Origin of the sequence: Streptococcus sp. KCJ4932 (genome assembly GCF_004352745.1) — a bacterium.
Lineage (GTDB): Bacteria > Bacillota > Bacilli > Lactobacillales > Streptococcaceae > Streptococcus > Streptococcus ruminicola.
The window spans coordinates 102,549-126,529 of record NZ_SJWW01000002.1; the positions used below are offsets into that span (position 1 = coordinate 102,549).

Below are 23,981 nucleotides of genomic sequence, written 5' to 3' on the forward strand. Positions count from 1 at the left end.
GTATCTTCCAGCTTTTTTGTACAAACTTGGAAATTCTGTTGAAAATGGTGTGAAAGGCTAGCTTGATTTGCCTAAATGATTTTGAAAAGTAGTATAATGGCTTTAAGGACGTGAAACCGTTTTTAGAAATCGAGGAACAAGTTATGAGTGATAGAACAAATGAAAAAACTGTTCAACTTGACCTTGAAACTTACGCAGCAAAGGATGTTTATCAAGCCGCTGCTACGCAACAATCTGGGCTCAGGCACGAACAAGTCAAGGAACGTCAAAAACAATATGGTCCAAATCGGCTAAAAGAGGCAGAAAAAGAACCCGTAATTGTGACTTTTATCAAGAATTTCACCAGTCTCATGGCGATTTTGCTTTGGGTTGGTGGTGCTGTGGCGATTTTGTCTCACAGCGTGGAACTCGGTCTTGCCATTTGGTTTGTCAATATTGTCAATGGTGTTTTTAGTTTTGTTCAAGAATACCGTGCTAGCCAAGCAACCGAAGCTCTTAAAAAGATGCTTCCTTCTTATGCACGTGTTATTCGTGATGGACAAGAAGAAAAGGTACTTGCTGAAGAGTTGGTGCCTGGCGACCTTGTTTTGATTGAAGAAGGTGACCGTATCTCTGCAGATGGTCGTGTTATCTTTGCGACGGACTTGCAGGTCAACCAGTCTGCATTAACGGGGGAATCAAATCCTGTTTATAAAAATAGCGAAGCTGATACAGATGCTCAAAAAACAGCTCTCGAGTATGACAATATGGTCTTTGCCGGAACGACTGTTTCATCTGGTTCAGCTAAAATGGTTGTGTCTGCAATCGGTATGTCAACACAATTTGGGCAAATTGCTCACCTAACCCAAAATATGGTTGATGACAAAAGTCCGCTTCAAAAAGAATTGGACCACTTGACCAAACAAATTTCAGTCATTGCCATTACAGTAGGTGTTATCTTCTTTATCGCAGCAACTTTATTTGTCCATGAACCTTTTGCTAAATCTTTCATTTTTGCGCTTGGGATGATTGTTGCTTTTATCCCAGAAGGTTTGCTTCCAACAGTAACCCTTTCTTTGGCAATGGCGGTGCAACGCATGGCTAAGTCCAATGCCTTGGTTAAAAAATTATCGTCAGTTGAAACCTTGGGAGCAACCTCAGTCATTTGCTCGGATAAAACCGGGACATTAACCCAAAATGCTATGACGGTTAACCACCTCTGGCAAGTATCTGCTCAGTATGATGTGACAGGACTAGGCTATGCTGCTGAAGGAGATATCCGCAGAAGTGGCGGCAAGAAAGCTGCGCTTATCGAAAGTCAACCACTTGAACACCTCGTCCGCTTTGCTCACCTCTGCAGTAATGCTCAAGTCTTGCCACCGAGTGAGGAAAATGCTTCCTACACAGTTCTTGGTGACCCAACCGAAGCTTGCCTGAATGTCTTGGCTGAAAAAGCAGGTTTAACTCTTGAAAAAAACAAGTCTTGGGGACCACGCTTGAAAGAATTACCTTTTGATTCAGTGCGCAAGCGCATGACGACTGTTAACCAAGTTGACAGCTTAGTTGATGGCAGTTCTTTGGTGTCCATCACCAAAGGTGCTCCAAAAGAAATGGTAGAGCTCTGCCATTTTTACAAAGATCAAAAAGGTATTCATGAAATGACGGCAGACGTTCAAGCGAGAATCTTAGCTGCCAATGATGCTTTTGCTAAGGATGGTTTGCGTGTTTTGGCACTTGCTTATCGAACTTTGGAAAGCGACCGTTTGACCCAAGAAGAACAATGGACGCAAGAAACTCTGGAACACAATATGGTCTTTCTTGGCTTGATTGCTATGAGTGACCCTCCTCGTGAAGGTGTGCGTGAGGCGGTTGAAAAATGTCACCGTGCAAGTATTCGTATTATCATGGTGACGGGTGACTACGGTTTGACAGCGCTCAGTATCGCAAAGAAAATCGGTATTGTGCGTGGCGATGATGCGCGTGTGGTAACAGGTCTTGAATTAGAAGAGATGTCTGATGACGCCTTAAAAGAAGCTCTTAAAGGTGAGATTGTCTTTGCGCGTGTGGCACCAGAACAAAAATACCGTGTGGTAACAGCTTTGCAAGAATTGGGCGAAGTCGTTGCTGTAACAGGTGATGGCGTCAATGATGCCCCTGCTCTTAAAAAAGCCAATATCGGTGTGGCAATGGGACTCACGGGTACTGATGTCGCCAAGGAATCGGCAGATATGATTTTAACAGACGACCACTTTGCTTCCATCGTTGATGCGGTTGAAGAAGGACGTGCCGTTTACCATAACATCAAGAAATTCTTGACCTACATCTTTAATTCCAACACACCAGAAGCGGTACCGTCTGCATTCTTCCTCTTATCAAGAGGTTTTGTGCCACTTCCTTTGACTGTTATGCAAATTCTAGCCGTCGATTTGGGAACTGATATGATTCCAGCGCTTGGTTTAGGGGTTGAACCTCCAGAACCAGGTGTCATGAATCAACCTCCTCGTAAATTGACTGACCGTTTGCTGGATAAGAAATTGCTGATAAAAGCTTTTTTATGGTATGGTTTGATCGAATCAGTTCTTGCCATGGGTGCGTTCTTCATCACTTATCTACTTCATAATGGTAATTTAGCGGTGCTTGCAGGTTCAGGTCAATTGTACCAAGAAGCAACCACCATGACCTTGGGTGCTATTATCTTCTGTCAAATCGGTATGGTCATGAACAGCCGAACTTCTGATCAATCCATTCGTAAGTTGCAATTATTTGGCAATCCATTGATTAATATTGGATTAATCGTTGAATTGATTATCTTTGTGATTTTGGTTTACGTGCCTATTTTCCATCATCTCTTTAACACCGCAAGTCTTGGTCTTTGGCATTGGCTTTATTTGGTGCTTTGTCCATTTGTTATTGTTGGCCTTGAAGAGTGGCGAAAACGTTTGATGCGAAAATAGATGTGATTTGCTCTTGGGGTCTGGCTTTTCCTTGACACTCTTTGCAAATCTCTGTAAAATTCAAGAGTTAGGGGAGAATTATGGCAACAATTAATGATTATTTAGACTGTAATGGCAGTCGTACGTTTGACGAATTTGCATTTAACGAAGCTGATATTTTATGTTTAAATGAACTCGGTTACTTTTGTTTCGAAGAGTTAGACAAGTCGATTGACTTTTCTAAAATGGTTAATCTCCACGAGGTTTTATTGCCTTATGTTACTGGAGAAAAGACCTTTAGTCATAGTTTTTTAGTGACTGAAGAGCGGATTAAGCTTTTGCAGAAAGTTGTGGCTTCAAAACGTTTTGCCAATTTGAATTTGTCTGATTATGTCAATGACGTTGATGCGGAATACGAAAGACAGTTTTCAGCTATGGTCTTTACTTTACCTGAAATTAACCATCATCAGCTGGTTTTTCGCGGGACAGATGATACCATGATTGGTTGGAAAGAAGATTTCAAGATGACTTATGTTCAAGAAATTCCTGCTCACCGAGCAGCGGTTGCTTACCTTGAACGTTATTTGGAAGAACATTCTGGCAAGGTTACCGTTAGCGGGCATTCCAAGGGTGGAAACTTAGTATTGTATGCTGTTTCTCATGTCAGTGATTGCGTGCGCCAGCAAATTGAAAAGGTCTACATGCTTGATGCACCGGGGCTACAAGAGTCTGGTTTAAAAGAGCCTGGCTATTTAGCTATTCGTGATCGTGTCTGTGTTATTCGACCAGAGGAATCGATTGTTGGGGTCATGCTTTATAATGATATCAAGCCAATCGTAGTGAAGAGCCAAGCAAGTGGAATTATGCAGCACGCTTTAACAACTTGGCAATTTGATGAAAAAACGGGTCAGTTTATTCTAGCCGAAGGTCAAACTGATTTGAGCCAAAATCTTGAGAAGACTTTCAAGCAATGGATGAATGAATTGTCTAGCCAAGAATTGAAAATACTTTTTGACACTCTCTTTGATACCCTGATGTCAAGCGGAATTCATAGCATCAATGACGTCACAATTGACCGAGAATTTGGGGCAAAATTAGCCACAAGCATTGCTTCATTTTATTCTATCGGAACAGAGAAAAAGCTCTTGTTAGCTAAATCAGCTAAATTATTTTTGCAAGCTTTTGTTGGGCACAGTCGCTTGGGCAACCTTAGCAGAGATAAGATAAATTTGTCGCTACCTGATTTCAATAGTCTTTTGTCACGTTTAGATAAAAAGAAATAAGAGTAAAAATCTTGGGTTTTCCCAAGTTTTTTTGTGCAATTTGCTTGACTTAGAGTTAACTCTAAGGTATATACTGTGTTAGAAAGATGAGAGGAGATGAGTTATGAATATCAAAAAAGTCAGTGAGCAAACGGGCGTTTCAGCAGATACGATCCGCTATTATGAGCGTATTGGCTTGTTGCCACGAGTGCGCCGAAATAAATCTGGTGTCAGGGATTTTTCTGAAAAAGATATTGCTGCTCTTGAATTTATTCGTTGTTTTAGAAGTGCTGGTATGAGCGTAGAATCTTTGATTGAATACATGAGTTTGGTTGAAGAAGGTGAAGGCACGGAAAAAGCACGAATGAAAATTTTAGAAGAACAACGTGAAAAATTGATTTCCCGCATTGCTGAACTGCAAGCTGCTAAAGAACGACTAGATTATAAAATTGAGAATTATAAAAACATCATTTTGAAAAAAGAAGATAGTCTTTTTGAAGAAGGAACAGCTGATTAAACATTTAGAAAATAGGAGTTAACATGACAATTAAACAAACCGCAGGACGTGACCAGTTGGGTGAATTTGCACCAGATTTTGCGCATTTTAATGATGACGTGCTTTTTGGTGAGAATTGGAATAATAACGATATTGACTTAAAGACGCGTTGTATCATCACAGTTGTAGCTCTTATGTCATCTGGTATCACCGACAGTTCTCTTGTTTATCATTTACAAAATGCTAAGAACAATGGTGTCAGCAAAGCTGAGATTGCTGCTGTTATCACACACGTAGCTTTCTACGCAGGTTGGCCAAAAGCTTGGGCAGTCTTCAATCTTGCAAAAGAAGTTTGGAACGAAGATTAAGTGAGGGAGAAATCGATGACAGATAAAGAACTTTTTGATAGAGAAAATGTCTTTGGAAAAGGGCAAGCAAACGACGCATACGCACAATATTTTGATGGCAATTCTTTCCTCAATCCCTTGGTTGATGCGGATTCGCCACTTTTTCTAGCAAATGTGACCTTTGAACCGGGTTGTAGAAATCACTGGCACATTCACAAGGCTGACAAAGGCGGTGGTCAAATTCTGATTTGTACCGCAGGTCAAGGTTGGTATCAAGAAGAAGGTAAGAAAGCTGTCAGTCTTGAACCGGGTAAAGTCATTGTGATTCCAGCCAATACAAAACACTGGCACGGTGCTAAGAAAGACTCATGGTTTAGCCATATTTCGCTAGAAGTCCCAGGTGAAAATACCTCAAACACTTGGCTAGAAGCAGTAAGCGAAGAAGATTATAACAACCTATAAATTCTAATTAACCTTTTACTCCTAAAACCCAAAACAATCCATCCAATAATAACGTCCAAGAAACAGCTTGGGCGTTTTTTGATACTGCTTATCGTGACAATTTCTTTTGACCATGTTAAACTAGAAATCATGATGCAAATGAAACACACAAGATTGGTGCAGGCTGGCAAGTTTTTAAAACTCTTTAAAAACGACACTCAATACGCCACACCGATTTTTAGAATAGACCAGAAACGAAAAAATTTACAATTTGTCATTGTCTTCAAGCTAGAAGATGATGATTTTTATGTCCTTAATCGCTCTGAAAAAGGCTATAGCAAGGATTTAAAACGTATTAAGGTGTTTACGACATCGATGCTTTACAATGCCATGATGTCTGTTCCGATTAAGGCGCGTGAGACGATTCAGATTTTGCAGGTGCCAAGTAGTCGAGATGACCAAAAAGATTATATAACTTATTATAATCAAGCAGCTATGGATTGGATTGCATACGGGAAAAAAATTGATGATGATGTTTATGATCCTTTTAGAGATGCTCATTCATCTATTTTTCATAGTGAGTGGCAAGAAGAGCAGTTGTTATCGTATGAAGATTATCAAGGCATTCAAGATTTTCATCCTTTTTCAGTAAAAGAAGATCAGGCAAATCCCCTGTCGTGTTTTTACAAAGACCCGATAAGAAAGCAAAATATTAACCTTCAAGTGATGGGCTGGTATTATCTTGGTCAGCAGTTAAAAATCAGCTGGAAACCAGATAACCGCTATAAAGCACGCTGGCGTTCATCTGTAGTTGCCATTGATAAAAAGACTGGCAAATATTTTTTCCAAGGAAATATTTATAGGCAAAAGGGCACAGATCCCGTATTTCTTGACCATTTGCTTATTGATTTTCAAGGTGCTGGGCAAAATAGCAGAGCTGCAGAAACTGAGTACCATAGATTCATCGAAGAAATCAAAGAGCAAGAACGTGTGGCTTTGCTAAAGCTGCGCTGATAATCAAAGAGGTTTTTGAGTCCTCTTTTTATTTGTGCTATAATATTTTCTGACTGAAAACAATATTAGAAAGTATGAAAATGACAGATATTGACATTGAACGTTATCATGAACTAGCTCAACAAAAACAAAAAGAACACCGCAAATTTTTAGCAACACTCAAGAAAAAAGCTCCTAAAAATCTTGATAAAATCACTCAAGAAATTCACACAGAAGTTTTCAACGAGATTGATTGCACCAAATGTGCTAACTGCTGTAAAAGCTTAGGTCCGCTCTTTACCGAGGCTGACATCACGCGTATCTCAAAAGTCTTTCGCATGAAACTTGGCGTATTTGAAGACATGTACCTTCGTGTTGATGAAGACGGCGACAAAGTCTTTCAATCAATGCCTTGTCCATTTTTAGGCGATGACAACCTTTGTACCATTTACGACGTGCGCCCGAAAGCTTGCCGTGAATTTCCACACACAGACCGCAAAAAAATCTATCAAATCAATAATCTAACCATTAAAAATACCCTTTTCTGCCCAGCAGCCTACCTCTTTGTTGAAAAACTCAAAGAACGATTGGAAGGGAAATAAAGATTTAGAAAGCATCTCATTTTGAGGTGCTTTTTTCCTATCCCTTGCTGTGTCTGGGTTTTCATGAAAACGGTAAAATTTGCAATCAAATTAATGTACTTTACCTGAAAATCATAGTAAGCTTACAGTATTCGAAATAGAGGAGGGCAGTTATGTTTTTAGCCTGGAATGAAATGAAACACTCGAAGCTGCGTTATGGATTAGTGATTGGGGTGATTTTCTTGATTGCTTACTTGGTCTTTTTCCTGACGGGCTTGGCTAATGGTTTAGCCCAGACCAATCGCTCGGCGGTTGATTCTTGGAAAGCTGACCATATTATCTTAAGCGAACAAGCTAATAAAAATTTACGTTTGTCACGCTTTTCTACAGCCTTAGCAGATGAAGTCAAGGCAGACCAAACTGCTGAATTGACACAAGCTTCAGCAACCATAAAAGCTAATGATAAGTCGAAGGTGAATGTCAATTTATTTGCCATTAAGTCAGATGAATTCTTACGCCCAAAGCTTAGTGATGGAAAGATTTTCTCAAAAACCGGACAAGTTGTCGCAGATAGTAGTTTGAAAAAAGCTTATCAACTAGAGATTGGTGATGAGATTACTCTTGGAGATAGTGGCAAAAAGTTGACTATCACTGGTTTTACGGACAAGGCTAGCTTTAATGTGCAACCTGTTTTGTATCTGAGCAAGGACACACTGACAAGCATTCTCGGTGATAATAGCCAAGCTGCTACCATCAGTGCCCTTGTGGTTCGTGGCAAGGTTAATCAAGTTCCAAAAGGGCTTGAAAGCATGACCACAGCAAGCTTCATCGAGAATCTTCCAGGTTATAAAGCTCAAAATCTGACCTTTTTTTTCATGATTGGCTTTTTAATCGTCATCGCTGCTATCGTGATTGGGATTTTTATCTACATTTTGACCCTTCAGAAGAAAGAAATTTTTGGCGTCTTAAAAGCTCAAGGCATTTCTAACGGCTATCTGTCACGAATGGTTTTCGCACAGACCTTCATTCTGGCACTCTTGGCAGTTGGGTTAGGGCTTTTGGTGACAATGGCTAGCGCTTTAGTGTTGCCAACTAGTGTGCCTTTCCAGATTAATCCCATTTTCTTTGCAGGCATCAGCGTACTGATGATTCTTATCGCTGTGTTTGGTGCCCTTTTCTCAGTGGTAAGCATTGTCAAAGTTGACCCTTTAAAGGCAATCGGTTAGGAGATAATTATGACAGCAATTGAATTAATCAATATCAAAAAATATTTCAAAGATGGCTCAGAGCAAATTGAAGCTCTGAAAGAAACCAATTTGACCATTAATAAGGGAGAATTTGTAGCAGTTATTGGGCCATCAGGCTCTGGGAAAAGTACCTTTTTGACCATTATTGGCGGGCTACAATCCCCATCACAAGGTGAGGTCAGACTCAATGGTCAATCATTTAGCCAGAAAAAAGAAAAAGAACGCGCTAAAATGCGTTTTGACCAGATTGGATTTATTCTGCAAGCTTCAAACTTAGTGCCATTTTTAAAAATCAAAGACCAGCTACGTTTGGTTGATAAGGTGGATAAGGAAAAGCAACGTGAGTCGATTGATAGTCTTTTTGCTCAGCTTGGCATCACTGATATCGCAAACAAATACCCTGAGGAAATTTCAGGCGGACAAAGGCAACGAGTGGCTATTGCCAGAGCTTTGTACAATGATCCGACTATTATTTTGGCTGATGAACCAACAGCGAGTTTAGACACCGAAAAAGCTATGGAAGTTGTCAAAATATTAGCCGATGAAGCTAAAGAAAAAAATAAAGCAGTCTTAATGGTTACACACGACAGACGCTTAGTTGCTTATTGTGACCGATTGTTGGTCATGGAAGACGGCGTTTTACGAGAAGAAGAGATTGCTGCTTATCAGTAGTAATGTGTCTTGAGATGCGATGTGTGATATAATGAAGTCAAATCTTACTGACTTAAAAAAGGGTCGTTAGTAAAGGAGACGTCATGATTACTTTTTTCTTGCAAATGCGTCGGACATTGCGTGTCTTATGGTCACTCTTTAAGGATGATGAAACCAGAGGAATTGCTGGTGTCACAGCTGTTTTATTGCTTAGTGGGACACTTTTTTATGCACACGTAGAACATTTTACTTATTTAGATGCCCTTTACTTTTCATTTACAACTTTAACAACGATTGGCTACGGGGATATTTATCCCGTCACAGCGGCTGGAAAGATTTTTACCATGGCGTATTCAGTCGTCGGATTAGGGGTTATGGGGAGTTTTCTAGCTGTTGTTGTTAAGAAATTGGGTCAATTGGATAGAAGAAAGTGAGAGAAGACCTGTGATTTATCGTGATTTATTGTTTGATTTGGACCATACTTTGCTTGATTTTAACGCGGCAGAAGATGTTGCTTTGACAGAGCTTTTGACAGAAGCGCGTGTGGGTGATGTTGAGACTTATAAAGAAGTTTATATTCCCATGAATCGTAAACTTTGGAATGATTTAAGTCTGAAAAAGATTACTAAGAAAGAGTTAGTTGACACGCGTTTCTCTCGTTTATTTGCCCATTTTGGGCACGAGGTTGATGGTCATGCCTTTGCCATGCGCTATCAAGATTTTCTTAGCCAACAAGGTCAGATTCTTCCAGGTGCAGATCAGCTTTTAGACCAGCTAAATCAAGAAGGTTACCGCATTTTTGGTGCAACAAATGGCATTACCAAGATTCAAACTTGTCGTATGGCCAATTCAGGAATTAAAGATTATTTTGAACACGTCTTTATCTCTGATGAAGTTGGTTTTCAAAAGCCAGATAAAGGTTTTTATGATGCGATTTCTGGAGCCATTTCACGATTTAATCAGGATAAAACGCTGATGATTGGTGATAATTTGCTGGCGGATATCCAAGGTGGCAATAATGCTGGCATCGATACTGTCTGGTATAACCCAGATAAAAAAGCCAACCACACCGCAGCCAACCCTACCTACACCGTCCACAACTATCAAGAATTGTTAAAATTATTACGATAAAAACAAAAAGCTAGAAGTTTGAAACTTCTAGCTTTTATCTTTAATAGTCGATTTTGCGTTCTTCGGTGATTAGTTTTGCCATTTGATCAGGATTTATAATATGAATCTGATGGCCTGTTTTTTCAATCATTTCTTCAGCGCGAAGTGCTTTTACCATTCGTGCAATGGTTACTGAGTGCATGCCTAGGTAGCAGGCGATTTCTTGATAGGTAAAGAATGTGTTTAAGGCTAGATTACCAGCTTCACACGGTTCAGCCTGATCAAGTAAGAAGCGGCAAAATTGGACCAAAGCGGGTTCATTTTTACTACTGTGAAAATGTTCCATGAGATAAATATGATTTTCTGTCAATGTATTTAACATCAGGCTAACAACTGAAGGAAAGCCTAACAATTCTTGAAATTGACGATTAGAAATGCGGTAAGCCACGCAAGGCGTTTTAGCAACAATTGAAAACGATTTTTTCCCGTAATAGTTCAAATGTAGCGTGTTCATCAATGGCACGAAGCCGACAAATTGTTGCTTTTTAAAGTAAAGGTAGGTTGTTTCTCTACCATCGCAAGAAATAGATGAAAGAGCACAAATGCCTGAAGATAGGATATAAATATCACCGCTTGTTTCGCCAGCGACGGATTGTGCGAGATTATCTCCCTTTTTAAAGGTCACACGTTCGCCGTATTGATAAAGTTCTGTAATATCTAGTGTAGAGTGCATAATTGCCCTTTCTAAAATTAACATAGGCTATATAACTATATAGTTTACGTTAAAAAAGCGTTTTTATCAAGCTAAAAAATTAGAAGAAGAGCTTAAAAACATCTTGATAATGATGTTTGAAGTGGCTATTTTTGCGCCAAATAAAGGTAAAATCATGGCTCATGGCAGGAATATCCAAAGTGATTTTTTTAAGTTTGCCTGTTGAAATTTCTTTTTGAACCACGCTTTGGTAGACAAAACTAATCCCTAAATTTTTTTGGACCAGCTCACAAATGGTATTGAGGCTGCCAATTTCGGTGATTTTGCGAAAATCTGAAATAGTCAGGTTGGCTTCCTTGAGCGTGATTTCAAGCATTTCACGTGTTCCAGACCCTTGCTCGCGAACGATGATAGGATAGGCTAGTAGGTCTTCTAAAGAATAGCTACCGCTTGCTAGGGGTGAGTCGGGAGAAGCGACAGCGATAAAAGGTTCTGTGCGATAAGGCAGAAAATCATACTTTTCTTTTGAAAAGAAACCTTCAATCAAGGCAAAATCAATCTGCCCATTATCAATAGCTTTCAATAGTGTCTCGGTATTGTCCACCAGCATTTTGACTTGAAAGTTTGGATGATTTGCCAAAATATCCACTAAAGAATCAGTCAAAACATACTCGCCAATGGTCAAAGTTGCCCCAAAATTTAGCGGTTGCAAATCTTGCTTGAGCTGTGTCTTGAAATGCTTAATATCTGTGTCCATTGTCGTCAGCAAATCAAGCAGTTCTTTGCCACTTTGTGTTATCTGGCATTGTTTACCAGAAAATGTAAAGAGTTTGGTTTGATATTCGGTTTCCAAAGCTTTGATATGCTTAGTGACAGCAGGCTGAGTGATATGCAGTTCTTTTGCGGCTTGGGTGAAATTAAGCGTTTCGCAGACTTTCATAAAAGTAAACACACGATAATCAAGCATGACAAATCTCCTTTGCAATTATTATTTGTTATTGTATCATAATAAATCATAATTTTACATTATAGATTGGGCACGCTATAATGAGTGACGTGAAAAGGAGTTCATTATGTTAACAATTCAGAAAAAAGCGCCAGGAGTGATTCTTTGCGCGATTTTAGCTGTGCCAGCTTGGCTCTTAGGGCAAGCCTTTCCTTTGGTCGGTGCACCAGTCTTTGCTATTTTACTGGGCATGTTTGTGGGAAGTTTCTATCAGAAACGCGATAAAACAGCTAAAGGCATTGCCTTTACTTCAAAATACATTTTGCAAACAGCAGTTGTTTTACTGGGTTTTGGACTTAATTTGATGCAAGTTGTCAAAGTTGGTGTACAGTCGTTGCCGATTATCATCTCGACAATCTCGACGTCTTTGATTGTAGCCTTTTGCTTGCAAAAATGGTTGAAGTTAGACGTTAATACAGCAACCTTGGTCGGCGTTGGCTCATCGATTTGTGGTGGTTCAGCTATTGCAGCGACAGCGCCAGTTATTAAAGCTAAAGACGAAGAAGTGGCTAAGAGTATCTCAGTTATCTTCCTCTTTAACATTTTAGCAGCGCTTATTTTCCCAACATTGGGTGATATGCTTGGTCTTACGAATCATGGTTTTGCTCTTTTTGCGGGGACAGCTGTCAATGACACTTCATCTGTAACAGCGACTGCAGCGGCATGGGATGCCATTCATCACTCGAATACCCTTGAAGGGGCGACCATTGTTAAGTTGACACGCACGCTCGCTATTATTCCAATTACGCTTGGTTTGTCATTTTATCAGGCTTATAAAGCGTCGAAAAATGGCGGAGCTTCTGAGAAGACGTTCAGTCTAAAAAGAGCCTTTCCGATGTTTGTGCTTTATTTCTTGCTAGCCTCAGTTGTCACAACATTTGCAAGTGCTCTTGGCTTTGATACAATGATTTTTGACCAGCTTAAAGTACTATCAAAATTCTTTATCGTCATGGCTATGGGGGCTATTGGACTTAATACAAATCCAGTCAAATTAGTAAAAACAGGTGGTCAAGCTATCGGTGTAGGTGCTGCTTGTTGGATTGCCATTACTTGTGTCAGTCTTTTGATGCAGCATATTTTAGGTATTTGGTAAAAGGTGAAAAAGAAACAATGTTTGGCATTTTTCAAGCATTGTTTTTTTATTTTTGAGAAATGCACTTATTTCTTGAAAACGTTTCCTACAGTGCTATAATGGACTCATATGGACTTGCTTAAAGCTCATAATAAATAGCGAAGCTATTAGCTAAAAAAGCAAGAAAGGGAGATATTATGGCATACAAAACAACTTATCCTTACACAAACGAAGTTCTTAAAAGCTTTGATAATGCGACTGATGCAGACTTAGAAGCTGCTTTGGCAAATGGGCATGCGCTTTATAAGAAGTGGCGTGCTGAAGGTGGCTTAGCAGAGCGAAAAGCACAATTGCATAAGATTGCTGACCTGCTTCGCCGTGACGTTGATAAATACGCTGAAGTCATGACAAAAGATATGGGAAAACTTTTCACGGAAGCTAAAGGCGAAGTCGAACTTTGTGCTCAAATTGCGGATTACTACGCTGACAAGGCTGAGGGATTTCTCAAACCTCGTCCGCTAGAAAATATCAATGGTGATGCTTATTACATTAAGCAAGCCACTGGTGTATTGGTAGCTGTTGAACCATGGAATTTCCCATTCTATCAAATCATGCGAGTCTTTGCTCCAAATTTCATGATTGGAAATCCAATGATCTTGAAACATGCTTCTATTTGTCCAGCGTCAGCTCAAGCTTTTGATGATTTGGTCTTGGAAGCAGGAGCTCCAGTTGGGGCTTTCAAGAATCTTTTCTTGTCTTACGACCAAGTCTCAAAAGCAATCGCAGACCCACGAGTTGTTGGTGTTTGTTTAACAGGTTCTGAACGTGGAGGTGCCTCAATTGCGGCAGAAGCAGGCGCTAATCTTAAAAAATCATCTATGGAACTTGGTGGTAATGATGCCTTTATTATCCTAGAAGATGCTGATTTTGACTTGCTTGATAAGACAGTCTTCTTTGCTCGTCTTTACAATGCTGGTCAAGTTTGTACGTCATCAAAACGCTTTATCGTTGTCGGACAAGAAAATTACGACAAATTTGTCGATATGGTGGTTAAACACTTTAAGTCAGCGAAATGGGGTGACCCAATGAATCCAGCGACAACTCTCGCACCATTGTCTTCAGCCGCTGCAAAAGAGGAAGTTCTTGATCAAATCAAGCTAGCCAAGGAAAATGGTGCGACAGTCGTTTACGGTGATGAACCAATTGACCACCCAGGAAACTTTGTCATGCCAACCGTTTTAACAAATATTACCAAAGAAAATCCAATTTATAACCAAGAAATCTTTGGTCCAGTTGCTTCAATTTACAAAGTGGACACCGAAGCAGAAGCCATTGAGCTTGCAAACGACTCAAGCTATGGTCTTGGTGGGACTATCTTTTCTAAGAATCTTGACCACGCCAAAGAAGTGGCAGCCAAGATTGAAACTGGTATGTCATTTATCAATTCTGGTTGGACTTCACACCCAGAAATCCCATTTGGCGGCATTAAAAACTCAGGCTACGGTCGCGAATTAAGCGAACTTGGCTTTGACGCTTTTGTCAACGAACACCTGGTTTTTGTCCCAAATGATTAACCAGCTCTCCTTTTATTAAATCCCATACACGAAAACCACTACCTGAGCCTCGGGAGGTGGTTTTTCTTTTCCTAAAAGTCCTAACAAGCAATGCCGCAGCCTTTTTGCTATAATAAAACCATGAATGAACTGATTAAACATAAATTGGAATTGCTGCCAGATAGCCCTGGTTGCTATATCCATAAAGATAAAAACGGCAAAATTATCTATGTCGGAAAGGCTAAAAATCTCAAGAATCGTGTGCGTAGCTACTTTCACGGCAGCCACAATACCAAGACTGAACTCTTGGTTTCTGAAATTGAAGATTTTGAATACATCGTCACAGGGTCAAATACAGAAGCCCTTCTTCTTGAAATCAATCTGATTCAAGAAAACATGCCAAAGTATAACATCAAGCTAAAAGATGACAAATCTTACCCATTTATCAAAATTACTGTGAATGAACAGTACCCACGTTTGATGATCACCCGTCAAATCAAAAAAGATGGTGCCATGTATTTTGGACCATACCCAGATTCTGGTGCTGCGACAGAAATCAAACGTCTGCTAGACCGCATTTTCCCATTTAAAAAATGTACAAATCCTGCTAACAAGGTTTGTTTTTATTATCATTTGGGTCAATGTAAAGCTCATACCATCTGTCATGTAGATCACGACTACTTTGTGAATATGGCACAAGATGTCAAGAATTTTCTTGATGGCAAAGACAATAAAATCGTCGATGGCTTGAAAGACAAAATGCAAAAAGCGTCAGACATGATGGAATTTGAACGTGCGGCAGAATACCGTGATTTATTGCAAGCTATCTCAACACTTCGTACTAAGCAACGTGTCATGAACCAAGATATGATGGACCGTGATATTTTTGGTTATTATGTCGACAAAGGTTGGATGTGTGTTCAGGTATTCTTTGTTCGCCAAGGAAAACTCATTCAACGTGATGTCAACATGTTTCCTTACTACAATGACCCAGAAGAGGATTTCTTGACTTACGTCGGACAATTTTACCGCGACAGCAAGCATTTTGTGCCAAAAGAAGTCTTTATTCCTCAGGACATTGACGAAGAATTAGTTAAAGCAGTTGTTGATACCAAAGTCATCAAACCACAACGTGGTGAGAAGAAACAGCTGGTCAATCTAGCCATAAAAAATGCGCGTGTCAGTCTACAACAAAAATTTGATTTGCTAGAAAAAGACATTCGTAAGACGCACGGTGCTATTGAAAACATCGGTGAGCTGCTCAATATTCCAAAACCCGTGCGCATTGAGGCTTTTGATAACTCAAATATTCAAGGGACAAGCCCAGTTGCGGGGATGGTTGTTTTTGTTAATGGAAAACCAAGTAAGAAAGATTACCGCAAATTTAAGATTAAAACCGTTGTTGGGCCAGATGATTACGCCAGCATGCGTGAAGTTATTTATCGCAGATACAGTCGCGTGATGAAAGATGGATTGACACCACCAGATTTGATTATCATCGATGGTGGTCAAGGTCAGGTCAATGTGGCGCGTGATGTCATTGAAAATAAACTTGGACTCGATATTCCAATCGCTGGTCTGCAAAAAAATGACAAGCACCAAACGCACGAATTGCTCTTTGGTGACCCATTAGAAGTGGTCGAATTGCCACGAAATTCTGAAGAATTTTTCCTCTTACAGCGTATTCAAGATGAAGTTCACCGATTTGCCATTACTTTTCACCGTCAATTACGCTCTAAAAATTCATTCTCATCAAAACTGGACGGCATTGCTGGCTTGGGTCCAAAGCGCAAGCAATTACTCATGAAACACTTCAAGAGCTTGCCAAATATTCAAAAAGCAGACGTGGACGACATCGTCAATTGTGGCATTCCACGAAACGTCGCCGTAGCTGTTAAGGAAAAATTGGCTGAGGAGAAAGCGGATGTTAACCATTAAACTGATTACTGAAGAATTTGCAATCTGCCAAGTTGAGGATTATTCGCAAGTTAATATGGAAAATCCATTTGTTTTTACTGGGGCAACAGATGAGGAAAAATCACTTGTTTGTCCGATTGCGCTTATCCCTGAAAATGCTTTGACAGTTGATAAACATTGGTCAGCTTTTCGTATTGAGGGTGTTTTAGACTTTTCTTTGATTGGCATTTTATCGAAAATTTCAAGTCTTTTAGCAGAAAATAATATTGGTATTTTCGCTATTTCAACTTATAACACAGACTACATTTTAACGAAAACAGCGGATTTTCAAAGAGCGTTGCAAGTGTTAAAAGAGGCAAAATACACGATTTTAGAGTTATAAATAGGGAATTTAAGGAGAGAAAAAATGAAAATTTTAGTTGTCGGTTTGGGAGTGATTGGGACAACGTATGCTTATCTTTTTGAGAAAGCTGGTCATGAAGTAGAACATTTTATCCGAGAAGATAGTGATAAGAATAGTATTGAAATGTTAGAGGTTGACTTACTTGACGGACGAACGGATAAGTACGGAAATCAAGTTAGAGATACTTATGATGTCAAGCATTGTTCTCAAAAGGTTTATGATTTTATTTTTGTTAGTGTACCATCTGGTAGGATAGAGGATGTTATTGAAAGCCTTGATAATTCTCAGATTAGAGGGACAATTATTCTTGCCTGTGGTGTTTGGGAAAATAGAGAATCACTTGACACTCTTATGAGCGGACATGATTACCTGTTGGGTTATCCTGTTGCTGGTGGTAAGTGTTCTTCGACACATTTAGAAGCTTGTGTTTTTGACCATTTTATGATTGAAAAAGAGGAAAAAACTGAAATTCCGAATTATTCAGATATTGAAACATTATTTTCAGATTGTCAGATTTCATTAGAAAAGCCATATGATATGTTGGAATGGATTTGGCTTCACATGGCAATTAATGCAGCTGTAGTCTCTGTTGCAGGAAAATATGGAAATATTAATCAGCCAAGTGCTTCTGCGGAAAATTTAATGAATTCATCTGCTATTTTGAAACAAGCAGTGGTGGCTATTCGTGAAACTTCAGGCATTATTGCTGCACGTGGAGTTACTTTAAAATACTATCGAAATGAATTATTAGCCTATTGGTTACCGACCTTTATCTCTGTTCCTTTAATGAAAAAAATGTTTGCCAAGAATGTTTTAACACGCAAAATAATGACATTACATGGAAATACAGAGGATTTATTATTTGTCTGTAAATCTGTTTATGATTGTGGACAAATAAGTCATGTAGAAGCTCCTATATTCTACGACTGTTATAATGCATTGTTACCAAAAATAGATTAATTAGTAATTAAATTGCAAATACATGAACAGAAAACTTTCATGAAACTTTCTTTTTCTGATTGTAATCTATTTTAAACTGTGCTAACATGGATAGGGATTTTTAAGGAGATACGCATGTTTAAAAAAATGAAGCAGGGCCTCTCTCAGTTAAGTCAAAAGCACATATGGCTTCCAAGCCTTGTGATTGTCTTGGTTGCTGTCTTATTATTGCTTCCCCAATTAATGTCTCGTGGTGTTATCGCAGGTAGTGATTTCCTATTTCACTATAATCGATTTTACGAGACAGCTATGCAAATTAAGACAGGTAACTTTAGTTATTTTATGTCACTGTATGGCTTTTACAGTTCAGGTCGAATTGTTAATGCTTTATATGGCCCATATTTTGCTTATTTTCAAGGAATTTTGGTACTCATCAGCAAAAACTGGTATACCTATCAGCTTTTGTCACGTTTCTTGTTGAGTGTGATTGCAGGCTTTTCGATGTATCGTTTGAATCGCAGAGCTTCTGTTAAACCGAAAATAGCCCTTGGAGTAGCAGTCTTTTACATGATGACCTTCTCGGTTCAATACTGGACGTTTAGACAAGGTTTCTCAAGTTGGGGCGCAGCTTTTATGCCATGGTGTTTAATCCCAGCTGTTGACTTTATCAGAACGAAAAAAGTAGGTGTGCTGCGCTTGGCAGTAGCAGTGGCAGTTATGATGCAGGTGCATATGCTCAGCTGTTTCTTGCTGATTGTCGCCTACTTGCCATTTTACTTGTACGGATTTTTCAAATCTGCTGAGAAAAAAGAAGTCTTTTTCAAGGGTGTCCAAGCAGTCTTGCTAAGCCTTTTACTAACGGCAAATGTCTGGGCAGCTTTGATTGATGTTGGACGTAGCAACAATTTGGTTGAGCCATTCATCAATTCAAAATTGTACATTATGACCGTCAACCAACGCAGTATCGAGTGGTTGTTAACGCCTAAGGCGCTTGTTTTGGTACTTTTGTATCAACTGTACTTTTCATTTAGACACTGGCGTCATTTTGATCAATTGCTGCGCGTGGTGACAGGGGCATTTTTCCTTTTCTTGGTGCTATCAAGCAGTATTTTCCCTTGGTATACGGTCAACCAATTGAATCTTCCGCTGGTTAATCTGATTCAATTTCCATTTCGTTTCTTTGTGCCAGCCACTGTCTTGTTGCTTTTAGCAGCGGCTATGGTTTTGGATCGTTATTTTGATAAAAAATGGTCAAAAATCGTTACTGTCGGATTAATTGTCATCAATGTTTTAAGCCTAGCACAGTTATCACAATTGCAGAGCGAAAAGATTGATGAGTATTACAATACTAAATACCCAATTCAACGTAAGAAGCACACCTTTATCTGGGGAAATCCTGCCGATGTGCGAGCAAGCTTTTACGACTCAGATAAATTTAAACTGCTGGATATTGTGTCAAAGTCAACGCCTGATTACTTGCCTGCTGACAAATCAAACAAAGAAAACAAATACGTCTTGTATGAAGAATTTGTCTTAGGGCATACCGATTTATTCAAAAAAACACAAGGAGATAATGAGCTAACCTTCACTTGGTATGCAGATACCAGCGATTGGGCGATCATCCCAGCTGTTAAGTATAAGGATACTGAGTTGACGCTTAACGGCAAAAAACTGAGTGATAAGGATTATTCTTTGTCTGGTATTGGCACACCAACCGTGATGCAAAAAGTAGGAAAAAACACGCTAACCATTATCTACCACATCAGCACTTGGTTTAAGGCATTGATTGTCGTGAACATCCTCTCATGGCTAGCAACCCTAGCTTACCTCATCAAGAAAAAAACGATGAAATAATAACTGATAACCAGAACGCAAGTTCTGGTTTTTCTTTTTAAGTCGACTTAATTTTTGGATCAGCAGCCGTGCAAAATAGCTGTAAACTCTTCCAAAAAATGATAAAATAAAAGAGCATAGAATTAAAAAAGGAGGGTCGCTTATGAAATTTCTAGAATTGAACAAAAAGCGCCATGCCGTCAAAACTTTCAATGACAAACCCGTAGACTATAAAGATTTGCGTACTGCTATTGAAATTGCTACCTTAGCACCTAGTGCTAATAACATTCAACCATGGAAATTTGTGATTGTTGAAGAGAAAAAAGCAGAACTGGCTAAACATCTCCCAGACATTAACAAAAAACAAGTTGAAGAAGCTCAATATGTTGTGGCACTCTTTACAGATACTGATTTAGTGCAACGCTCTCGCAAGATTGCTCGCATTGGTGTCAAATCATTGGACAATGCCAAGCTAGAATATTATATGGAAACTTTGCCAGCACGTTATGCAGAATATGATGACAAACGTAAAGGCGAATACCTAGCACTCAATGCTGGGATTGTTGCGATGAATCTGGTTCTAGCTTTGACTGACCAAGATATCTCATCAAATATTATTCTTGGTTTTGACAAATCTCTGCCAAATGACATTCTAGGAATTGACAAACGTTTCCGTCCAGAACTTTTGATAACAGTTGGTTACAGCGATGATAAACCAGAACCAAGTTATCGTTTGCCAGTGGATGAAATAATCGAACGTCGATAAGCAGAACTTTTTAAGCTTTATGCATAAAACTTAGTGAAGAATTTACCAAACTAGGTTTACAAATCTTAAAATATGAGTTACTATTGGTAAGTTGGCTCAAAAGATAAAATGACGTAGCTTTTCTGTGAAAGAGAAGCTACATTTATGGAGGAGTTATAAGAAATGACAGTAGACTTTAAAGCAGAAGTTGAAAAACGTAAAGATGCCATGATGGAAGACCTCTTTGCACTTTTGCGCATCAACTCTGAACGTGATGACAGCAAAGCTGATAAAGAGCACCCATTCGGACCTGGTCCAGCAAAAGCATTGGAACACTTCCTTGCAATGGCTGAACGCGATGGTTACAAAACTCGTAACATCGACAACTACGCTGGTGACTTTGAATTTGGTGAAGGTGACGAAGTACTTGGTATCTTTGCTCACTTAGACGTTGTGCCTGCAGGTAGCGGTTGGGAAACTGACCCTTACGAACCAGTTATTAAAGACGGTCGTCTTTATGCGCGTGGTTCCTCAGATGACAAAGGTCCAACAATGGCATGTTACTATGCTCTTAAAATCATCAAAGACCTTGGTTTGCCAGTATCTAAACGTGTTCGTTTCATTGTTGGTACTGACGAAGAATCAGGTTGGGGCGATATGGAATACTATTTCGCACACAATGGCTTGAAAGATCCTGATTTTGGATTCTCTCCAGATGCTGAATTCCCAATCATCAATGGTGAAAAAGGTAACATTACTGAATACCTTCACTTCGCAGGTGAAAACAACGGTGCTTTCACTTTAAATACTTTTGAAGCTGGTCTTCGTGATAACATGGTTCCAGAATCAGCAACTGCAGTATTCACAGCTGACAGCACTTTGGCTGACCTTCAAGAAAAATTGGCTGCCTTTGCCGCTGCTGAAAACCTTGAAGCAGAACTTGTTCAAGAAGGCGACGCTTTCCGCGCAACTGTTATCGGTAAATCAGCTCACGGTTCAACTCCAGAACTTGGTCTTAATGCAGCAACTTACCTTGCTAAATTCTTGGATCAATTTGCCTTTGCCGGTGCTGCTAAAGTTTACCTTGACACAACAGCTAACGTTCTTCACAAAGACTTTGCTGGTGAAAACCTTGGTGTTGCTTACACAGACGCTAAAATGGGTGCCCTCAGCATGAACGCTGGTGTCTTCAAATTTGACCGCAACTCAGATGACAACACAATCACACTTAACTTCCGTTACCCACAAGGTACTGATGCTCAAACAATCAAAGCTGAGCTTGAAAAACTTGATGGTGTGACAGCAGTGACATTGTCAGAGCACGAACACACTCCACACTATGTTCCAGCTGATGATCCATTGGTTTCAACACTTCTTTCAGTTTACGAAAAACAAACTGGCTTGAAAGGTTACGAACAAGTTATCGGTGGTGGTACATTTGGTCGTCTTCTTAAACGCGGTGTTGCCTTCGGTGCAATGTTCCCAGACTACGTGAACACAATGCACCAAGCAAACGAATTCGCAGATGTTGAAGATCTTTATCGCGCAGCTGCTATCTACGCTGAAGCACTTTACGAATTGATCAAATAATACAGAAAAAAGAAGAGGGCTTTTGCGTTAGCAAAAGACTCTTCTTTATTTTTTAGGAAGAAGTGATTGTATGGATAGCCTTGAACAATTAGTGGCAGATATTATGGCTGATGAGCAAAATGCCTCATACACCGAGCAAGGCATTAAGCCACTTTTTACCGTTCCAAAAACCGCTCGAATTAATATCGTCGGGCAAGCTCCTGGTATTCGAGCGCAAGAATCAGGACTTTATTGGAATGACCCGAGTGGGGATAATTTACGAAAATGGTTAGGCGTTGACCGTGAGACATTTTATAACTCTGGACTTTTTGCGGTTGTACCAATGGATTATTATTTTCCAGGTAAGGGAAAATCAGGTGATTTAGCGCCGCGAAAAGGTTTTGCGGATAAATGGCACAAGCGCACCCTAGCTTTAGCACCCAATATAGAGTTGCATATTTTGGTTGGTTCTTATGCGCAGCGTTATTATCTTCATCAAAAATCCTCAGCTAAGCTTACGGATACCGTCAAACACTATAAAGACTATTTACCAGAATTTTTCCCATTGGTGCACCCATCGCCACGAAATAACATTTGGCAGCGCAAGAATCCATGGTTTGAAGAAGAAGTCATCCCAGACCTTCAAAAGCGTGTCAAAGCTATTTTAGAAAAATAGGTACTAAAAAACTCGCCATCGTCTGGCGAGTTTTTCTTATTTTCCAAGACAGAATTGGGTGAAGAGTTTTGTGATGAGTTCGTCTGGTGCGGCTTCACCAGTGATTTCCCCAAGAATTTCCCAACAACGTGTCAAATCAATTTGTAGAAGGTCAACTGGCATACCAGCTTCAAGTCCTTCGTTGACTGATTGTAAGCTTTGTACAGCTTTTTCAATCAAGCCGATGTGACGGGCATTTGAAAGGTATGTTGCATCTTTTTCAACGATACTAGCATTGTCAAAGAAGAGTTGGTTGATACGTTCTTCAATCAAATCAATGTTTTGATTTTTAAGAACTGAGATGCGGATGACATCATTCGGCAACTCATCAGCTTCGATTTTTTCAGGCAAATCAGTTTTATTAAGCAAGATAATGCGGTTGCTATCCTTGCTGAGTTCAAGAAGAGCACGGTCTTGGTCAGTTAGCGCTTCAGAGCTGTTAAGGACAAGAAGGACCAAATCAGCTTCCTCAAGAGCTTTTTTAGAACGTTCTACACCGATTTTTTCAACCACGTCATCTGTTTCACGAATACCAGCGGTATCGACCAATTTCAAAGGCACACCTTTGATGTTGACGTATTCTTCAATCACGTCACGAGTTGTTCCTTCGATGTCAGTAACGATAGCTTTGTCTTCACGGAGCAGATTGTTCAGAAGACTTGATTTCCCAACGTTTGGACGACCAATGATAGCAGTTGACAAACCTTCGCGAAGGATTTTACCACGTTTTGCAGTAGCCAAGAGATTTTCTAAAAGGCTTTGGAATTCTTGTGTTTTTTCACGGATAAGCGCTGTTGTCATTTCTTCCACGTCATCGTATTCAGGATAATCGATGTTTACCTCAACTTGAGCAAGAGTATTTAGGATTTCTTGACGCGTATCATTGATGAGTTTTGAAAGTGAACCATCTAGCTGTTTGACAGCGATATTCATAGCTTTGTCAGTTTTAGCACGGATAATATCCATAACGGCTTCCGCTTGAGTCAAGTCAACACGACCATTCAAGAAAGCACGTTTGGTAAATTCTCCAGGTTCAGCCAGACGAGCACCTTGACGAAGAAGGAGTTGCAAGATTTCATTAGTAACGGCAACCCCACCGTGCGTATTAATCTCAATGACATTTTCACGTGTGAACGTCTTTGGTGCCAACATGACAGAGACCATAACCTCATCGAGAATTTCATCATTATCAGGGTCAACAATATGCCCGTAATTAATCGTATGTGAGGCAACTTTTGACAAATCTTTTCCACGATAAACTTTTTGGGCAATAGCTAGCGCGTCAGTCCCAGAAAGTCGGACAATTCCGATAGCTCCTTCCCCTAAAGGTGTTGAAATCGCAGCAATTGTGTCGAATTCTTTTGTAATCATTTATGTCATTCCAATCTAGTTTTTCAAAAAATATCTTATTTAATTGTAACGCAAATAAGATTTTCAAGCAATAGAAGAGGATTGAAAGTAAAGGAGCAGAAAAGCT

General features: G+C 39.6%; 23 protein-coding genes. 20 read left to right on the top strand and 3 right to left on the bottom strand.

Annotated elements, in window-relative coordinates:
- The first annotated feature begins 143 nt into the window (after positions 1–143).
- From E0E02_RS01520 to E0E02_RS01570, 11 genes are all read left to right on the top strand, one after another.
- Positions 144–2,933: a cation-transporting P-type ATPase gene (locus E0E02_RS01520; protein ID WP_133017644.1), complete on the top strand. Its 2,790-nt coding sequence runs from the start codon at positions 144–146 to the stop codon at positions 2,931–2,933.
- Positions 2,934–3,013: 80 nt separating this feature from the next.
- A complete protein-coding gene (locus E0E02_RS01525; protein WP_133017645.1) occupies positions 3,014–4,195 on the top strand; it encodes an Mbeg1-like protein in 1,182 nt (393 codons plus the stop codon).
- Positions 4,196–4,298: 103 nt separating this feature from the next.
- Positions 4,299–4,691, top strand: coding sequence for a stress response transcriptional regulator NmlR (gene nmlR / locus E0E02_RS01530; RefSeq protein WP_133017646.1), 393 nt, complete (start codon positions 4,299–4,301; stop codon positions 4,689–4,691).
- 23 nt (positions 4,692–4,714) lie between these two features.
- A complete protein-coding gene (locus E0E02_RS01535) occupies positions 4,715–5,038 on the top strand; it encodes a carboxymuconolactone decarboxylase family protein (protein WP_132868780.1) in 324 nt (107 codons plus the stop codon).
- A gap of 15 nt (positions 5,039–5,053) precedes the next feature.
- Positions 5,054–5,479 carry a cupin domain-containing protein gene (locus tag E0E02_RS01540; RefSeq protein WP_133017647.1) on the top strand — a complete coding sequence of 142 codons (426 nt, stop codon included), beginning with the start codon at positions 5,054–5,056 and terminating at the stop codon, positions 5,477–5,479.
- Between the two features lie 129 nt (positions 5,480–5,608).
- Positions 5,609–6,472 (top strand): hypothetical protein, encoded by an 864-nt coding sequence (locus tag E0E02_RS01545; RefSeq protein WP_133017683.1) that lies wholly within the window; start codon positions 5,609–5,611, stop codon positions 6,470–6,472.
- An 80-nt stretch (positions 6,473–6,552) separates the two neighbouring features.
- The gene (locus E0E02_RS01550) at positions 6,553–7,053 is read left to right on the top strand and encodes a YkgJ family cysteine cluster protein (protein WP_021142109.1); all 501 of its coding nucleotides are present in this window, start codon (positions 6,553–6,555) and stop codon (positions 7,051–7,053) included.
- 152 nt (positions 7,054–7,205) lie between these two features.
- Positions 7,206–8,258: an FtsX-like permease family protein gene (locus tag E0E02_RS01555; protein ID WP_133017648.1), complete on the top strand. Its 1,053-nt coding sequence runs from the start codon at positions 7,206–7,208 to the stop codon at positions 8,256–8,258.
- A gap of 9 nt (positions 8,259–8,267) precedes the next feature.
- Positions 8,268–8,951: an ABC transporter ATP-binding protein gene (locus E0E02_RS01560; RefSeq protein WP_133017649.1), complete on the top strand. Its 684-nt coding sequence runs from the start codon at positions 8,268–8,270 to the stop codon at positions 8,949–8,951.
- Positions 8,952–9,034: 83 nt separating this feature from the next.
- Positions 9,035–9,364 (top strand): potassium channel family protein, encoded by a 330-nt coding sequence (locus tag E0E02_RS01565; RefSeq protein WP_074563462.1) that lies wholly within the window; start codon positions 9,035–9,037, stop codon positions 9,362–9,364.
- A 10-nt stretch (positions 9,365–9,374) separates the two neighbouring features.
- On the top strand, positions 9,375–10,061 hold the full coding sequence (locus tag E0E02_RS01570) for a YjjG family noncanonical pyrimidine nucleotidase (RefSeq protein ID WP_133017650.1): 687 nt from the start codon (positions 9,375–9,377) through the stop codon (positions 10,059–10,061).
- A 40-nt stretch (positions 10,062–10,101) separates the two neighbouring features.
- Here the strand turns inward: E0E02_RS01570 and E0E02_RS01575 are convergent, their stop codons facing one another.
- A complete protein-coding gene (locus E0E02_RS01575; protein ID WP_074482065.1) occupies positions 10,102–10,773 on the bottom strand; it encodes a Crp/Fnr family transcriptional regulator in 672 nt (223 codons plus the stop codon).
- Between the two features lie 79 nt (positions 10,774–10,852).
- Entirely contained in the window at positions 10,853–11,719 is an 867-nt protein-coding gene (locus tag E0E02_RS01580; protein ID WP_133017651.1) for a LysR family transcriptional regulator, read from the bottom strand.
- Positions 11,720–11,822: 103 nt separating this feature from the next.
- Here E0E02_RS01580 and E0E02_RS01585 point away from each other — a divergent pair, with 103 nt between their 5' ends.
- The 9 genes from E0E02_RS01585 to E0E02_RS01625 all read left to right on the top strand — a co-directional run bounded on the left by E0E02_RS01585 (position 11,823) and on the right by E0E02_RS01625 (position 22,465).
- Complete coding sequence (locus tag E0E02_RS01585) at positions 11,823–12,851, top strand: YeiH family protein (RefSeq protein ID WP_133017652.1); 1,029 nt, start codon at positions 11,823–11,825, stop codon at positions 12,849–12,851.
- A gap of 176 nt (positions 12,852–13,027) precedes the next feature.
- The gene (locus E0E02_RS01590) at positions 13,028–14,404 is read left to right on the top strand and encodes an NAD-dependent succinate-semialdehyde dehydrogenase (RefSeq protein ID WP_133017653.1); all 1,377 of its coding nucleotides are present in this window, start codon (positions 13,028–13,030) and stop codon (positions 14,402–14,404) included.
- Between the two features lie 120 nt (positions 14,405–14,524).
- Positions 14,525–16,321: an excinuclease ABC subunit UvrC gene (gene uvrC, locus E0E02_RS01595; protein WP_133017654.1), complete on the top strand. Its 1,797-nt coding sequence runs from the start codon at positions 14,525–14,527 to the stop codon at positions 16,319–16,321.
- The gene (locus tag E0E02_RS01600) at positions 16,308–16,682 is read left to right on the top strand and encodes an ACT domain-containing protein (RefSeq protein WP_133017655.1); all 375 of its coding nucleotides are present in this window, start codon (positions 16,308–16,310) and stop codon (positions 16,680–16,682) included. The genes uvrC and E0E02_RS01600 overlap by 14 nt, the downstream gene beginning before the upstream one ends.
- Positions 16,683–16,706: 24 nt before the next feature.
- Positions 16,707–17,663 (top strand): 2-dehydropantoate 2-reductase N-terminal domain-containing protein, encoded by a 957-nt coding sequence (locus E0E02_RS01605; protein ID WP_165937126.1) that lies wholly within the window; start codon positions 16,707–16,709, stop codon positions 17,661–17,663.
- Between the two features lie 114 nt (positions 17,664–17,777).
- Positions 17,778–19,496 carry a hypothetical protein gene (locus E0E02_RS01610; protein ID WP_133017656.1) on the top strand — a complete coding sequence of 573 codons (1,719 nt, stop codon included), beginning with the start codon at positions 17,778–17,780 and terminating at the stop codon, positions 19,494–19,496.
- Positions 19,497–19,638: 142 nt separating this feature from the next.
- On the top strand, positions 19,639–20,241 hold the full coding sequence (locus E0E02_RS01615) for a nitroreductase family protein (RefSeq protein WP_074625879.1): 603 nt from the start codon (positions 19,639–19,641) through the stop codon (positions 20,239–20,241).
- 162 nt (positions 20,242–20,403) lie between these two features.
- Entirely contained in the window at positions 20,404–21,810 is a 1,407-nt protein-coding gene (pepV, locus tag E0E02_RS01620; RefSeq protein ID WP_133017657.1) for a dipeptidase PepV, read from the top strand.
- A gap of 70 nt (positions 21,811–21,880) precedes the next feature.
- A complete protein-coding gene (locus tag E0E02_RS01625) occupies positions 21,881–22,465 on the top strand; it encodes a uracil-DNA glycosylase family protein (RefSeq protein ID WP_039697082.1) in 585 nt (194 codons plus the stop codon).
- Positions 22,466–22,501: 36 nt separating this feature from the next.
- On the opposite strand, the gene mnmE is transcribed toward E0E02_RS01625, so the two are convergent.
- Positions 22,502–23,875: a tRNA uridine-5-carboxymethylaminomethyl(34) synthesis GTPase MnmE gene (mnmE, locus tag E0E02_RS01630; RefSeq protein ID WP_133017658.1), complete on the bottom strand. Its 1,374-nt coding sequence runs from the start codon at positions 23,873–23,875 to the stop codon at positions 22,502–22,504.
- Positions 23,876–23,981 lie beyond the last annotated feature (106 nt).